Origin of the sequence: Citricoccus sp. CH26A (assembly GCF_000224415.1) — a bacterium.
Lineage (GTDB): Bacteria > Actinomycetota > Actinomycetes > Actinomycetales > Micrococcaceae > Citricoccus.
The window spans coordinates 1-15,269 of sequence record NZ_AFXQ01000013.1 but is presented as its reverse complement, the minus strand read 5'-3'; the positions used below and the strand labels follow the sequence as shown (position 1 = coordinate 15,269).

Here is a 15,269-nt window from a genome sequence, read left to right as displayed (position 1 = left end):
CCGAACCGCTCAGAACCCGCTGATGGTGCTCTCGTCGTTGACGGCCACCAGGTGGAACGCCTCGGCGTAGCGCACGCCGCCGGCCGGTCCCCCGTCCTCCGTGTCCGGGCTCCAGGTCCGGTGCAGCCCCGCCATGGCGTCCAGCACGAACGCCTCCATCCGGGGCACGTCCGGGTGCTGGGAGACGTGGTGACGCAGGGCCTGCAGCTTCAGCTGCTCGGTCCCGGTCACGTCCACGACCAGGTTGGTCAGCGAGGCCGGTCCACCGAAGAGCACCAGCCAGCGCAGCTTGAACGCCTCCAGGCCCTGTTCGGCCAGGTCGGGGTACGCGAAGGGGTTCTCGACCGCCGGATACGCGGCGCGCACCACGGCCTCGCCCGCGGCCAGGTGATCCGGGTGCGACCGCTGGAGCCGGCTCCAGTCCCGCTCCGGGTGCATGGCGATCACGGCGTCCGGCCGGTGCCGGCGCATCAGGGCCACCACCTGCTTGACCACCTCGTGGCTGGGCTCGAGGTATCCGTCCCGCTCCCCCATGAACTCCACGTCGCGCACGCCCAGCAGGGCGGCCGCGTCGCGCTGTTCCTGCTGCCGGCGTCCGTCGATGGCGTGACGGTGCTGGGGGTCGAAGCCGCCGGCGTCGCCGTCGGTCATCACGCAGTAGATGACCTCCACGCCGGCCCGCGTCAGCCCGGCCACGGTGGCGGCCGCCCCGAAGTCCAGGTCATCCGGGTGGGCGCCGAACGCCAGCACGCGGTGCCAGCCGTGCGCGGCGGCGGCCTCGGCCGGGGTGGGCAGCGTCGACCGGCTCACGACCGACGGGCTCACTGCTGCTCCGCCCCGGACACGAAGGTGACCTCGGCCGACTGCTCCTGGCCGTCCCGCATGAAGTGCACGGTGGCGGTGCCGCCCTCGGGGTACTCGCGCACCACCGCGGTCAGGGACTGGCTGTCCGTCACGGGACGGTCGCCGACGCCCGTGATGACGTCGTCCTTCGTCAGCCCGGCCTCCTCGGCCGGGGAACCCGAGACGACATCGACGACGCGGGCGCCGGCGCTGAAGCCACCGGAGGCCAGCGCGGCCCGGTCCGCGTCGGACATGCCACTGGCCTGGGCGCCGTCGGCCCCGGCCGGGGTCGCAGGCTGCGGGGTCACAGAGACGCCCAGGAACCCGTGCGTGGCCTCGCCGTTCCGGATCAGGTCCTGTGCGATCCGCTGCGCGTAGTCCACGGGGATGGAGAAGCCCACGCCGATGTTCCCGGCCCCCTCGCCGGCACCCCCGGCCGCGGAGGCGATCGCCACGTTGATCCCGATCAGCCGGCCCTCGGCGTCGATGAGCGCTCCACCCGAGTTGCCCGGGTTGATGGCCGCGTCCGTCTGGATGACGTTGATGAAGATGGAACCCTTGGACTGCTGCTGGTCCGGGAGACCGGGGATGCGGAACTCCGGGGCCCCCTCGGTTCCGCCCTCACCGCCGTCCTGGGGGGCGGAGGAGGACACGGAGATGGTCCGGTTCAGCGTGGAGACGATGCCGTCGGTCACGGTGCCGGACAACCCGAGCGGCGCCCCGATGGCGATCGCGGCGTCCCCCACGTTCAGGGTCGAGGACTCCCCGAGCTCCATCGGGGTCAGGCCCTCGGCGTCGATCTTCACCACGGCCAGGTCCGACTCCGGGTCCGTGCCCACGACCTCGGCGGTGTGGACGGTGCCGTCCGCGGTCTGTACCGTGATGTCGGCGTCACCGGAGGCGCCGCCCATGGTCACCACGTGGGTGTTGGTCAGGATGTGGCCCTGGTCGTCGAGGATCACCCCGGACCCCGATCCGGCGGACTGCCCGTCCGTGACCGATAGCGTGACGACGGACGGTGCGGCCTTGGCCGCGGCCGCCGTGACCGGCGTGGCGTCCTCGGTCCGGTTGATGTCCAGGCCGTGGCCCTGCTCCCGCACCGTGCCGCCGTCCTGCAGCTGCGTGGTGCCGGCGTCAGTGTCCGAGGCCGCGTTGACCCCCGCGGCCACTCCGCCGCCGGCCAGGCCGGCCAACAGCATCCCGGCGACGAGCGTGCCGACGCCGACCGTCCGGCGGGCACCGCCCAGCCTGTCGGGCCGGTCGTCGCGGGCACCCTGGTCTCCGAAACCGCCCTGCGGGTCCTGCCCGTACGCGGCCGGGCCGCGTTCCGCAGGGTGTCCGGATCCCGGGTCGGCACCGTAGGCGGGCATTGACTGGGTCTCTTCCCAGCGGGGGTAGGGATCGCGGCTGGCGGACACCTCGTGCACGTCCTCGCCACGAGGACCCGACGGCGGGGACTCCGGGCGGGGCGGGACGGATCCCCCCGCCTCCCGTCCTGCGCCGGACTGGGGTCCGTGGTGGTCCGCGTCGTTCATGGTCGTCGTCCTTCCTGCCGGTCTCCCGGGTGAGGCGGTCCTGCTCCTGGTCTGGGCCGGGCCTGGTCCGCAGTCCATCCTGCCCGGTGCACCTGTTCGATTGGAGCATGTTCTCTGGATGATTGCTGGAAGCCGGCTCCATAGTTCGCCGTTGGCGCAGTCGCGCTCGTGGCGATCCGCGCAGCGTGGCCCATAGACTTCAGAAGGAAGCCACAGTCCGCGCGGCGCGACCCTGCCGCCGCCGCCACCGGCCGGCCGACCGTGCCCCCGGTTCAGGGTGTCCCGGCCGGTCAGGGCCATGAAGGGTGATCGATGAAGTCCCACGCCGTCCCGCTCGCACCGCCCCGCCTCTCCCCCGCCGTCCTGGCCCTGGGAGTCACCGGGGCCTCCGCACTGTCCGCCGTGGCCGGACTGGCGCTCGCGGACGCCGCGCGGGCCGCCGTCGACATCCCGCCGGGCGTGTTCGTGGTGGACGAGGCCCAGGTCCTGACCCCCGCCCAGGAGAACGAGATCAGCCAGGCGATCGATGACCTGCGCCGTTCGGAGGGCCAGGGCCTCTACGTCCTCTACGTGGACGACTTCGGAGACGCCGCGAGCAGCGGTGAGTTCATCGCCGAGGTGGCCCAGGACAAGGGCATCGGGGACCAGGAGTCCGTCCTCGCCATCGCCGTCGAGTCCCGCCAGGTCGGCTTCGACGCGCACCAGGCCAACAGCATCGCGCCGCTGCAGCAGGAGATCTCGGCCGAGTACATCCTGCCGGCCATGCCGGCGCCGGGTGACGACGACTGGGTCACTCCCGCCCTGTCCACCGTCGAGGGCATCGCCGATGCGACCGACGGCTCCCTGTCCGGTTCCGCCGAGTCCGGTGAGAGCGGGGGCGGGGCCGGTGGCTGGCTGGCCGGCGGCCTCGTGGCAGCGGCGCTGGCCGGCGGCGGCATCGCCCTGGCCAGCCGCACCCGGAAGAAGAAGGCCACCGCGGCGCAGCCAGCCCAGGGCCCCAGGGACCCGCTGGACGAGATGAGCGTGGAGGCGCTGCGCACCAAGGCGGGCTCCCTGCTGGTCGCCGCGGACGACGCGATCCGGTCCTCGGAGCAGGAGGTCGGCTTCGCGCTGGCCTCCTACGGCGAGGAGTCGGTGGAGACCTTCCGCAAGGACATCGAGATCGCGAAGGACCACATGCGGGAGTCGTTCCAGCTGCAGAACCAGCTGGACGACCACATCCCGGACACCGAGGAGCAGCAGCGGGCCTGGCTCAAGGACATCATCGCCCGGTGCGAGGCCGTCGGTGCGTCCCTGTCCGCCCACCAGAAGGAGTTCAACGACCTGCGCCACCTCGAGGACAGCGCCGACTCCGCGCTGGAGGACCTCAGGGCACGCGCCGACCAGGTCGCCGACACCGTCTCCGGTGCCGAGCAGCAGCTCGTCGACCTGCACGGCCAGTACGCGGACTCGGCCCTCGTGGAGGTCACCGACAACGCCACCCAGGCCCGCGAGCGGCTCCAGTTCGTCCAGGCGGCCGTGGCCAAGGCCGAGCAGTCCCTGGCCGCCTCGGACCGCTCCACCGCCGTACTGGCCATCCGCGCCGGCGAGGAGGCCGTGGCCCAGACCGTCACGCTGGTGGAGGCCGTGGCCAAGGCCCGCCAGCACCTGGACCAGTCGATGGAGAACCTGCGGGCCGGTGTCAGCCAGACGACCCAGGACCTCGCGCAGGCACGGGCGCTCGTGGACGCCGGCCAGCACCGCGAGCTCGCCGGCCCCATCGCCGGCGTGGAGCAGACCCTGGGCCGCGTCAAGGCCGGGTTCAGCTCGGGCCGTCCCGATCCCGTGGACCTGCTGAAGCAGCTGGAGAAGGCCCATCGTCAGCTCGACGCGCCGCTCGCGGGCATCCGGGACCGGCAGGAACAGGAGCGGCGGGCCGCCTCGGCGCTCCAGTCGGCGATCATGCAGGCTCAGGCCCAGATCGACGGGACCCAGGACTTCATCGCGGCCCGTCGTGGCGCCGTCGGCTCCCAGGCCCGCACCAAGGTCGCCGAGGCCGAGCGCACCCTGCAGCAGGCCGTGCGGATCTCCGGCCAGGACCCGGTGACCGCGCTGAACCTCGCGAACCAGGCCAGCTCCCTGGCCGACCGCGCCAGCCAGCTCGCCCAGCAGGACCTCAGCAGCTGGGGCGGTGGCTACGCCGGGGCGGGGTACGGCCACGGCGGCCATCGGGGCGGTTACGGTCACGGCGGTGGGGCCGGAGGGAGCTTCGCCGGTGGCCTCGGCGGGGCCATCCTCGGGGGCATCCTCATGGGCGGCCTGCTCGGCGGTGACCATGACGGCGGTGGTGACTGGGGCGGCGGCGGCTTCGGCGGCTTCGGCGGCGGCGGGCTGGGTGGCGGAGACTTCGGCGGCGGTGGATTCGGTGACGCCAGCGGCGGTAGTTTCTAGGCAGGATGACCCGAGACCAACGCAGGATGAGAGATGTCCGGCGCCCTCCGGCGTCGGAACCCAACGCCCGGTAGCGGGGCACGGGAGCAGGGGCACCGGAGACGCCGGGGTTCCAGAGAAGCAGAACGGAAGGCGACATCGTGGTTAAGCAGTCCATTTTCGGCCGTATCGCAACCCTGGCGAAGGCCAACATCAACGCCATGCTGGACAAGGCGGAGGATCCGCAGAAGATGCTGGACCAGATGGTCCGCGACTACACCAACAGCATCTCCGAGGCCGAGGCCGCCGTGGCGCAGACCATCGGTAACCTGCGCATGATCCAGGACGACTACAACGAGGACATGGACGCCGCCAAGAGCTGGGGGCAGAAGGCCCTGGCCGCCTCCCAGAAGGCCGACCAGTTCCGCACCTCGGGTGACACCGCCTCCGCGGACAAGTTCGACAACCTGGCCAAGGTGGCGATCGAGCGGCAGATGGACGCCGAGCGCCAGGCGAAGGCCGCCGAGCCGACCATCGCCTCCCAGTCCGAGATCGTGGACAAGCTCAAGACCGGGCTGGACCAGATGAAGACCAAGCGCCAGCAGCTGGTGTCCAAGCGCGACGAGCTGGTGGCCCGCGCCAAGTCGGTCCAGGCACAGTCCGCCGTGCATGACGCCGTGAAGTCGATCGACATCCTGGATCCCTCCTCGGAGGTCAACCGGTTCGAGGAGAAGGTCCGCCGCGAGGAGGCCCGGGTCCGCGGCCAGAACGAGCTGGCCGCCTCGTCCCTGGACGCCCAGTTCGAGTCCCTGGAGGACCTGGGCGAGCAGACCGAGGTCGAGGCCCGCCTGGCGGCGCTGAAGGCCGGTGGCACCCAGTCCCTCACCGCCGGCAACGGCTCCGCGGCGGGCGAGGTCGAGCTGGACTACACCCAGGGCTCCACCACGAACTGAGCCCCGTCCCCGCGAAGGCTCCGGCCCGGCAGCACGTGCTGCCGGGCCGGAGCCGTTCTGCGGGAGGGACCGTCGGCGTGCGGGTCCACGCGGACCGGATGTCTCCAGGTTAACGAGCAAGGCCCCCTGACCGGGACGAATCCGGGTCAGGGGGCCTTCGTGGTTGCGGGGGCAAGATTTGAACTTGCGACCTCCGGGTTATGAGCCCGGCGAGCTACCGAACTGCTCCACCCCGCGTCGACTTCATCGACTATACAGACCATGCGGCGCGAACTCAAATCGGCGGCGCTGGGCCCCGGGGACCACTTCGGGGGCAGGTCTCCCTGCCCCCGAAGCCGGAGCGTGCACTGGAGACCGCGGTCAGCCCTCGGTGCCGGCACCCTCCGTGGCGCCGTCCGTGGGCTGCTCGGCACCCTCGGCGGGCGCCTCGCCTCCCTGGGCGTCGTCCGGGGCCGCACCGCGGATCTCGTCATCCGCCTGCGTCGCCCGCGTCAGCGCGTCGTTGAGACGCTCCTGCGCCTCGCCGTACGCTGTCCAGTCGCCCGAGGCCAGGGCCTCCTCGGAGGCCTGGATCGCCTCGTTGGCGTCCGTCAGGGCCTGGCTGAGCTTCTCCTGCGCGCTCTGGTTCTCCGGAGCCTGCGGCTGGGAGCCGGGCTCCCCCTCCCCGGGTTCCGTGGAGGGGTCCTGTCCGTCGGCCGTCGAGGCCCCGGAGTCACCCTCGAACACCTGGTCCAGGGCCTCCTCCAGGGTGTTGGCGAAGCCCACCTCCTCGCCGAAGGCGACCAGCACCTTGCGCAGCGTGGGATAGGAGGTCGGGCCGGTCGACTGGATGTAGACCGGCTGGACGTAGAGGATGCCCTCGGCCACCGGCAGGGTGATTAGGTTGCCGTTGATGACCTCGGAGGCACCCTGGCGCAGCAGGTTCAGCTCCTGGGAGACCTGGGCGTTGGAGTCGAAGTTCGCCTGGGCCTGGCCCGGTCCCGGGATGGCCGTCTGGCGCGGCAGCTCGAGCAGTTGCAGGTGCCCGTAGCCCTCGGCCTTCTCGCCGTCCTTGCCGGTGCCGGCGTCACCGTTGGCGGACAGGAACCCGTACAGCACGTTGCGCTGCTGGGCGCCCTGGGTGATCTGCGGGATGAAGTTGCTGGTCAGGGAGAACGCCGGATCGTCCTTGCCCGGCATCCGCAGGGTCATGTAGTAGGGCGGCTGCTTGACCGTCGGGTCGTCCTGGGTCGGATCGGCCGGGACGGACCAGGCGTCGTTGTTCTGGTAGAAGTCCACCGGGTTGGTCACGTGGTAGCGGCCCAGGAGCTCTCGCTGGACCTTGAACATGTCCTCCGGGTAGCGGACGTGGTCCATGAGGTTCGCGCTCATCTCCGAGTACGGCTGCAGGGAGGTCGGGTAGACCTTCTGCCAGGCCTGCAGCAGCGGGTCCTCCTCGTCCCAGGCGTACAGGGTGACGGAGCCGTCATAGGCGTCCACGGTGGCCTTCACCGAGTTGCGGATGTAGTTCACCCGGCCGGTGAGGTTGGTCGCGGCGTCCGTGTTGAGGGCGTCCCGGGTCGCGGAGTCCAGCTGCTGCGCGGTGGAGTACGGGAAGGAGTCCGAGGTGGTGTATCCCTCCACGATCCACTGCACGCGCCCGTCCACGATCGCCGGGTAGGCGTTGGAGTCGACGGTCAGGTACGGGGCCACCTTCTCGATCCGCTCGACCGGGTCACGGTCGTAGAGGATCTGCGACTCGGAGTTCACGTCCGAGGACAGCAGGATCTCCGTGGAGCCGAACTTGATGGCGTAGACCAGCTGGTTGAAGAACCCGCCCACGGACGGTCCGCCCTCACCGGTGAAGCTGTAGCTGGTGTCCTGCTCGCTGCTGGCGTCCTGCGGCCGGTCACGCTCACGCGCCGGGGCGTCCTCGGGGGCCCCGACGATCGAGTAGCTCGGCGAGTTCGTGCCGAAGTAGATGCGCGGCTCGTAGCTCGTGTCGTCGCCCAGCACGCCCTTGGTGGGGATGCCGGAGAGCAGGAAGGAGGGACGGCCACCCGCGGCGACCTCGGAGGCATCCGCGGCGACCACGCCGTACCCGTGGGTATAGATGATGTGCTGGTTCACCCACGAGGACGTCGGGTCCACGTTGACGTCGCGCACCGAGATGATGGTGTCCTGCTTCTCGCCCTCGACGTCGTAGCGATCCACGTGCAGGGTGTCCGGGAAGTAGTAGTACGGCCGGAACTGCTGGAGCTGGCCGAACGTGCGCGAGAGCAGGTTCGGGTCCATCAGGCGGACGTTCTCCGTGTTCTCGGCCTCGCCCTCGAGGCTGCCCGCCTGGGCGTCGGTGGAGCCGGCATACTGCGTGGCCTCCACCGCCGAGAGCCCGTAGGCCTCACGCGTGTGCTCGATGTTCCGGGCGATGTAGTCCTGCTCGAGGGTCTCCTCGGAGGGCTTGACCTGGTACTCCTGGATGAGGAACGGGTAGGCGGCGCCGGCCACGATGGCCGCGACCACCAGGACCGCGGTGCCGACCAGGGAGATCCGCCACCGGCCGGAGAAGGCGGTGACGACGAACAGGACGGCCACCAGCAGGGCGGCCACGGCCAGGATCGTGGAGGTGGGGATCACGGCGTTGACGTCCGTGTACATGGCCCCGGCCCAGGTGCCGTCCTGCGACTGCAGGGTCCGGTAGCGGTTGAGCCAGTAGTTGGCCGCCTGCAGCAGCAGGAACAGCGCGGCGAAGACGGCGATGTGCACGCGGGCCGGGCGCTCGATGACGACCCCGCCCTGCTCCTTCACCCGGACGCTGCCGTAGAGGTAGTGCACCAGCAGCCCGGCGATGCCCGCGATCAGCACCACCGAGATCAGGTAGCCGACCACGAGGCCCAGGAAGGGCAGCGTGGCCATGTAGAAGGTGTAGTTCAGCCCGAACTCGGGATCCGTGACCGCCTCCCCGGGTGCCCCGGCATAGGGCACCTGGTTGAAGAACAGCAGCACGTCCTGCCAGGCGTTCATCGCGGCGGACCCGGCGAAGAAGCCGATCACCACGGGGATGCCGATGAAGACCAGGCGCCGCATCGGCTCCAGCTGCCGCTGGTACTGGGCCAGGCTGTCCCGGGTCTGGGTGTGCAGGTTCTGCGGCCGCCTGCGCCAGGCCAGCCACATGGACAGCCACACGGCGGCGCCCATGATGGCACCGCCGATCAGGAACAGGGCCGCCCGCGTCCAGATCTCCGTCCAGAAGACCTCGGAGTACCCGATCTGGTTGTACCAGAGGACATCCGCGTAGATGCCGGCGAAGAACATGAACAGCACCGCGAGCGCGGCGACCACCACGATCGTGAGCACCAGCGCCGAGGGGCGCCGTGGCCCGGTGGGCCGCCCGCCGGGACCGGAGGCACCGGCCTCATTGCCGCCGCCGGGCTCACCGGGACGGCCGGGGCCACCCGGCCTGCCCGGGCCGGACGCCCCGCCGCCGAACAGTCCACCCGGACCGCCCGGGCCGCGGTCGCCACCGCGTCCATCGTCAGGTCCCCCGAAGAGACCGCCAAACCCTTGTCCGAAACTCACGTGCCCTTACCCCTCTGCGCCGACCGGCGCACTTCGTCTCCAGTTGTCCAAGTCCTCACCCGCACCTCAGCCACAGGCCGGGGCACGCGGTGCCTGCCCCTTGCCGAGGGCCTCCACGGCGGACCTGGCCTCGTCCAGGGTGCCCACCGCGTACACGTCGATGCCCTCCGGGACCCGTCCTGCCAGCACCTCGCAGTTGCCGGCCGGGGCGAGGAAGTGCTCGGCGCCGGCCTCGCGGGCCCCGGCCACCTTCTGCACGATGCCGCCGATCTCCCCCACGGTGCCGTCGGGGTCGATGGTGCCGGTGCCGGCGACGTGCCGGCCCCCGGTCATCGCGCCCGGGGTCATCTCGTCGATGATCCCCAGGGCGAACATCATCCCGGCGCTGGGGCCGCCCACGTCCTCCAGGGAGATCGTCACGTCCACCGGGAACTCGAAGTCGGAGTCCAGGTAGACGCCCAGCAGCCAGCTGCCGTCCGGTCCGGGGTACACCGGGACCTGGACGGTGCTCCCGGTCCCGTCGCGGACGATCCCCAGGTCGACGGTGTGCCCGTCGGACCGGTTGAGCTGGTCCTTCAGTCCCTCGAGCCCGGTCACCTCGACGCCACCGGCGGAGACGAGCTGGTCCCCGGCTCGCAGCACCCCGGTCGCCTGGGACTCCGGGGCGAAGTCCGCCACGAACAGTTGCTGCCGGTAGTCGATCCCCAGGTTCTCGAGCGCGGCGGCCACGGCCCAGTTCTGCGAGGTGGTCATCGCCAGGTCGTTCTCCTCGGTGACCTCCTCGGACGTGGTGCCGGAGGGGTAGACGAGTTCGCTGGGGATCAGCGTCTGGGTGGGGTCGGCCCAGCTGGCGACCACGTCCAGGAAGGTGGTCCATCCGGTCGGCGGCCCGGACACGTAGACGGTGGTCAGGTCCAGGGCGCCGTCGGTGGGATAGGTCCGGGCGCCGTCCACGGTGATCACGGGCGAGCCGTCATGCTCTCCGATGGTATTGAAGGTGGGGCCGGGCGACTCGACGATGTAGGGGGTGGGCAGTGCCAGCGCCGTGAGGGTCAGGATCCCGGCCAGGCCCCCGGAGACGATCGTCAGCCGGCGACGACGGCGCGAGGCCCGGGAGCGTCGCGCGGCCTGGGCGAAGGAGACCGGGGCGTCGGATCCGGGCGCGGCCGACGGCGTCGTCGGCGGGTGTCCGTTCTCTCGCACGGCGGGGCACCTGTCTTCATGGGCTACTGCACCGGATGGCGGCGTGCACCGTCCGGGTGGCAGGGGCGGGCCTCCCGGACGGGTCCGGGAGGCTCTGGTCTGCACTTCATTCTAGGGGGTGCGGCACGCCGGCTGTGCGCCCACAGTGAACCGGTGCGTGCGCTGCGGACACGGGCCTTTGGCGCGGATACTCTGGTGGCCATGACGAATCCCCCCAACGGCCCCGGTTCCTCCGACGGAGACGACCCGCTGTCCGAGATGCTCCGCCGGATGTTCGGCGGCGACGGTCCGGACCCCGAGGAGCTGCGCCGCGCCCTCGGCGGGATGGGTGGCGGACCGGGCGCCGGCCCGGGCGGCATGCCCGGCGGGCTGCCGTTCGACCCCTCGCAGCTCGACCCGGCCATGATGGGCCAGATGATGCAGCAGTTCCAGGCCATGATGCAGTCCTCCCCCGAGGACGGCCCGGTGAACTGGACCCTCGCCCGCCAGTCGGCCCGCCAGGCCGTCGCCGGCCAGGACCCCACCGTCGGCACGTTCGCGCGGCGGGAGATCGACGAGGCGTTGCGGCTGGCCGAACTCTGGCTGGACGGCACCACCGAGATCGAGTCGACGGGCCTGCTGGGCAAGGCCTGGTCCCGTGCCGAGTGGGTGGAGGCCTCCATGGACACCTGGCGCCGGCTGACCGAGCCCGTGGCCGTGTCCATGTCCGAGGCGATGACCCGGGTGATGAACGAACAACTCCCGGGCCAGGTGCCGGAGGAGATGCAGGGCATGCTGGGCGGCCTGCAGCCGATGCTCAAGAACCTCGGCGGCACCATGTTCGGCCTCCAGCTCGGCCAGGCGGTCGGGGCGCTGGCCCAGGAGGTCCTCTCCGGCACCGATTCCGGCTTCCCCGTGGCGGGCCACCAGCTGGCCATGGTGCCGGTGAACATCGAGGAGTTCGGCGACGGCCTGCAGGTCCCGGACGACCAGATCCGGATCTACCTCGCCCTGCGTGAGGTCGCCCGCATGCGCCTGTTCGTCCACTCCCCGTGGCTGGAGCGGGACCTGTACGCGGCCATCGAGCAGTACGCGGCCGGGATCCACATCGACATGTCCCGGATCGAGGAGGCCGCGCGGTCGATCGACCCGACGGACCCGGAGTCCATGCAGGCGGCGTTCTCAGGGGCGTCCTTCATCCCCGAGCCCACCGGCCCCCAGAAGGCGGCCCTGGACCGGCTGGAGACGACCCTGGCGCTCATCGAGGGCTGGGTGGACGTGGTGGTCACCGAGGCGGCCGCCCCGCTGGACGCGGCGAACGCGCTGCGGGAGACGATCAACCGCCGCAGGGCCACCGGCGGACCCGCCGAGCACGCCTTCGGGGCACTGGTCGGTCTCGACCTGCGCCCCCGCCGCCTGCGGGAGGCGGCCACCCTGTGGGAGACCATCGGGGCCGAGAAGGGCCGGGCGTACCGGGACGACATCTGGCGACACCCCGAACTGCAGCCCACCGGCGAGGACCTCGACGACCCGGCCGGGTACGTTGCCCGGCGCGAGAAGCGCGAACAGGCGGCGGCCGGTTTCGACGACGACCTGCGCAAGCTGCTCGAGGGCGGATACGACGACCATGACGGCCGGGGCGACCAGGACCGCGGCGAGGACACCGGCGGCCCGGACGATTCCGGCCAGCCCGGGAACCGCCCCTCGGCGGGTTAGCCTCCGGCCTCGTCCCCGTCCGGGCCGTCCGGCTCCCCGTCCGGGGCGGACAGGCCCCGGCCGGTCGCGAAACTGACCCCGGACAGGAAGGCCATGGCCTCGCGCTGCCTCGGGTAACGATCCGCCAGGGCGTGGAACGCCGCCGTGTGGTTGGCGTGCTCCAGGTGTGCCAGTTCATGGATGATCACCCCGTCCAGGACCCAGCCGGGCATGTCCGCCAGTTCCGTGGACAACCGGATGCGGCCGGTGCTGGGCGTGCACGACCCCCAGCGCCGCTGCTGCCGGGCGGACCAGACGACCTCGCGCGGGTCCACCCGTCCCTCCAGGTACCGGCCGGCCAGCGCCCGGGCGCGGGCCAGCAGCTCTCCGTCCGAGGCCGGGCCCTGCGGCCGGCGTGCCTCCACCTTGCGGATCATCCTGCGCGCCCACTCGTGTTCCTCCGCGGAGGCCAGCCCCATGGGCACGGACACCTGCAGCCGCCCGTCCCGCCAGGACGCCGAGATGGTCCGGGTGCGCCGGGCCGAGCGCACCAGGCGCACCGGGGTGCCGTCCACCTCCAGGTCCAGGGTCTGGCGGGTGGGCCGGGCGGGGCCGGCGGGGCGTCGTCCGCGCGTCGAGGTCATGGGTCCATTCTGCCGTCGCGCGCCGGCCGACCCGGCGACCCGCGGGGAGGGTTGTGGACAACCCCGCCGCGGTCGGCCGCTGTGGTGTCACGATGGGCTGACGCCCCCAGCCCCGCCTGGTCACCCGAGGAGTCCCATGCGCCTGAACCCCGGCCTGTCCCTGGTCCGCCTGACACCGGACGCCGTCCAGATCGGATCCGGCACGGGGTCCACCCAGCTGTCCGGCTGTTCGCCCGAGGTCCTCGCGTTCCTGGACCGGCTGCAGTCCGGGATCGAGGACGGCCGGGAACCGGACGTGGTGCGCAGCTGCGGGCTGGACCCCGCGGAGGCCCGGGCGCTGGTCTCGTCGCTGGAGGGCTTCCTGCACCGGCACCCCTCCCCGGCCGGTACCGGCCCCGGTCATGCCGCAGACGTCCTCGCCCAGGACGTCGCCACCGCCCTGGCCGTCGACCACGGTCCGGTGGACTCCCGGGAGCGGGCCGCCCAGATCGTGGCCCGGCGGCGCCGGGCCGGTGCACAGGTCCTCGGACTGGGCCGGACCGGCGCGGCCGTCGCGCGCAGCCTGGCCGCCGCCGGTGTCGGCCGGCTGGTCCTGTGGGACTGCACCGAGGTGGTCACCGGGGACCTGGGCACCGGGTACCTGCCCGCCGACCTGGGGCGGATCCGTCCGATGGCCCTGGCCCGGCGCATCGACGACGTCGGCCTCGACCCCGTCGTCCTGCCACTCACGTCCCCGGCCAGGCCGGGACCGGGCGGCGACGTCACCGTGCTGGTCACCCTCGGCGCGGTCGACCTCGAGGCCGTGGCCCTGGCCCGCGCGGCCGACCACCCGCTGCTGCCGGTCGTGGTCCGGGACGACGACGTGCTGGTCGGACCGTGGTGCGCGCCCGGGGCGACCGGCTGCCCGCTGTGCTGGGACCTGGCAGCGGCGGCCACGGATCCCCTGCGCTCCACGCGGACCGACGCGCTGCTGGCGGCACGAGCCGGCCGGGAGGACCTCGCCCTGGCCGCGGCCGCCGGCGCCCTGGCGGCACGGCAGCTGTTGCAGTGGATCGACACCGGAGCGGTCATGGACGGCACGATGCTGCACCTGCAGGCCGCCTCGGGCCGGGTGGACACCCTGACGGTGCCCCCGCACCGGGACTGCGGGTGCGTCACCGGGGCGGCCGTCCCCGGGTGATCAGGCCGGCGTGGCCCCGTTGACCAGTTCCAGTACGTCCTGGCCGTACTTCTCCAGCTTGGACCGGCCGACCCCGGGGATCCGCAGCAGCTCGGCCGGGGTCTTCGGGGCGGCCTCGGCGATCGCCACGAGGGTGGCGTCCGTGAACACCACGAAGGCCGGCAGGGAGGCCGCCTGGGAGGTGGACAACCGCCAGGCCTTGAGCTCCTCGAACATGGCCTCGTCGTAGGTGGCCGGGCAGTCCAGGCAGCGGCCGGTCTTCCGCTCTGCGCCGGTCTCCAACAGGGCCCCGCACGTGCGGCAGAGTGCCGGTTGCGAGCGCTTGCGGCCGTTGCCCCGGGGGCCGGTGCCGTTCCCGCCCGCACCGGAGGGCCGGCGTCGGGACTGGGCCCCGTGCCGGGATCCGGCCTCCGGGTCCAGCGCCTCGAGGAACCGGGACGGCTTGCGGGTGGAGCGCCCTCCGGTGCCGCGGGCCAGGGTCCAGGTCAGGAACAACCGCAGCCGGGCCCGGGTGATGCCCACGTACAACAGCCGCCGTTCCTCGTCGATGTCCTCCTGGGTCTGGGCGAAGCTGATGGGCATCAGGCCCTCGGACAGTCCGACCAGGAACACGGCGTCCCACTCCAGGCCCTTGGCGGAGTGCAGGGACGCGAGGGTGACACCCTGGACGGTGGGGGCGTGCTGGCTGGCGGCCCGCTCGTCCAGTTCGGCGACCAGGTCCGTCAGCGTGAACTGGTCTCCGCGCGCGGCGGCCAGCTCCTCGGACAGGGCGACCAGGGCGTTGAGGGACTCCCACTTCTCCCGCACCGCGCCGGAGGCCTGCGGGGCGGTCTCCGTGAAGCCCAGCGAGGCCAGCACGTCCCTCACCCTGCCGGGCACCTGGTCCCCCGCCACGTCCTGGGCGGAACGGGCCGCCGCGCGGAGCTGCAGGATGCCGTCGCGCACCTCGCGGCGAGAGAAGAACCGCTCCCCGCCGCGCAACTGGTAGCCGATGCCGGCGGCGGCGAGGGCCTGCTCGAGGGCCTGGGACTGCCCGTTGGTGCGGAACAGCACGGCGATCTCCGCGGCGGTGATCCCCTCGTCCAGCAGCGTCCTCACCTGGGCCGCGACCCAGCCGGCCTCGGCCTCGTCGTCGGTGCACTCGGCGAACACCGGGGCCGGGCCGTGCGGGCGCTGGGAGACCAGCTCCAGCGGCTCGGCCCAGCGGGGCATCGGCCCGCGGGTGCCGTCCGGACCGGGGATCGGCACCTGCTGCCGGGTCCGCTCGTCC

General features: G+C 72.3%; 10 protein-coding genes and 1 tRNA gene. 4 read left to right on the top strand and 7 right to left on the bottom strand.

Annotated elements, in window-relative coordinates; all coding sequences use genetic code 11:
- Positions 1-9: 9 nt before the first annotated feature.
- On the bottom strand, positions 10-810 hold the full coding sequence (locus CITRI_RS0109285; RefSeq protein ID WP_040386232.1) for a PIG-L deacetylase family protein: 801 nt from the start codon (positions 808-810) through the stop codon (positions 10-12).
- A gap of 11 nt (positions 811-821) precedes the next feature.
- Positions 822-2,378 carry a S1C family serine protease gene (locus tag CITRI_RS0109280; protein WP_010144486.1) on the bottom strand — a complete coding sequence of 519 codons (1,557 nt, stop codon included), beginning with the start codon at positions 2,376-2,378 and terminating at the stop codon, positions 822-824.
- A gap of 312 nt (positions 2,379-2,690) precedes the next feature.
- Between CITRI_RS0109280 and CITRI_RS0109275 the strand changes: the two genes are divergently transcribed.
- Together CITRI_RS0109275 and CITRI_RS0109270 are read left to right on the top strand one after the other, a co-directional pair.
- Positions 2,691-4,808 carry a TPM domain-containing protein gene (locus CITRI_RS0109275; protein WP_010144485.1) on the top strand — a complete coding sequence of 706 codons (2,118 nt, stop codon included), beginning with the start codon at positions 2,691-2,693 and terminating at the stop codon, positions 4,806-4,808.
- A gap of 140 nt (positions 4,809-4,948) precedes the next feature.
- The gene (locus tag CITRI_RS0109270) at positions 4,949-5,740 is read left to right on the top strand and encodes a PspA/IM30 family protein (protein WP_010144484.1); all 792 of its coding nucleotides are present in this window, start codon (positions 4,949-4,951) and stop codon (positions 5,738-5,740) included.
- A 160-nt stretch (positions 5,741-5,900) separates the two neighbouring features.
- On the opposite strand, the gene CITRI_RS0109265 is transcribed toward CITRI_RS0109270, so the two are convergent.
- From CITRI_RS0109265 to CITRI_RS0109255, 3 genes are all read right to left on the bottom strand, one after another.
- Positions 5,901-5,977, bottom strand: a tRNA-Met gene (locus CITRI_RS0109265).
- A 123-nt stretch (positions 5,978-6,100) separates the two neighbouring features.
- Positions 6,101-9,076 (bottom strand): UPF0182 family protein, encoded by a 2,976-nt coding sequence (locus tag CITRI_RS17140; RefSeq protein WP_010144483.1) that lies wholly within the window; start codon positions 9,074-9,076, stop codon positions 6,101-6,103.
- A gap of 288 nt (positions 9,077-9,364) precedes the next feature.
- Positions 9,365-10,501, bottom strand: coding sequence for a PDZ domain-containing protein (locus CITRI_RS0109255; protein WP_010144482.1), 1,137 nt, complete (start codon positions 10,499-10,501; stop codon positions 9,365-9,367).
- A gap of 201 nt (positions 10,502-10,702) precedes the next feature.
- Here CITRI_RS0109255 and CITRI_RS0109250 point away from each other — a divergent pair, with 201 nt between their 5' ends.
- Positions 10,703-12,196, top strand: a complete 1,494-nt coding sequence (locus CITRI_RS0109250; protein ID WP_029139180.1) for a zinc-dependent metalloprotease — start codon at positions 10,703-10,705, stop codon at positions 12,194-12,196.
- On the opposite strand, the gene CITRI_RS17135 is transcribed toward CITRI_RS0109250, so the two are convergent.
- Positions 12,193-12,819 (bottom strand): M48 family metallopeptidase, encoded by a 627-nt coding sequence (locus tag CITRI_RS17135; RefSeq protein ID WP_010144479.1) that lies wholly within the window; start codon positions 12,817-12,819, stop codon positions 12,193-12,195. The two genes, CITRI_RS0109250 and CITRI_RS17135, sit on opposite strands and share 4 nt — an antisense overlap.
- A 136-nt stretch (positions 12,820-12,955) precedes the next feature.
- On the opposite strand from CITRI_RS17135, the gene CITRI_RS18440 reads away from it, so the two are divergent.
- Positions 12,956-13,999, top strand: a complete 1,044-nt coding sequence (locus CITRI_RS18440; RefSeq protein WP_010144478.1) for a hypothetical protein — start codon at positions 12,956-12,958, stop codon at positions 13,997-13,999.
- On the opposite strand, the gene CITRI_RS17125 is transcribed toward CITRI_RS18440, so the two are convergent.
- A partial coding sequence (locus CITRI_RS17125; RefSeq protein WP_010144477.1) for an ATP-dependent DNA helicase UvrD2 occupies positions 14,000-15,269 on the bottom strand: 1,270 nt, incomplete at its 5' end.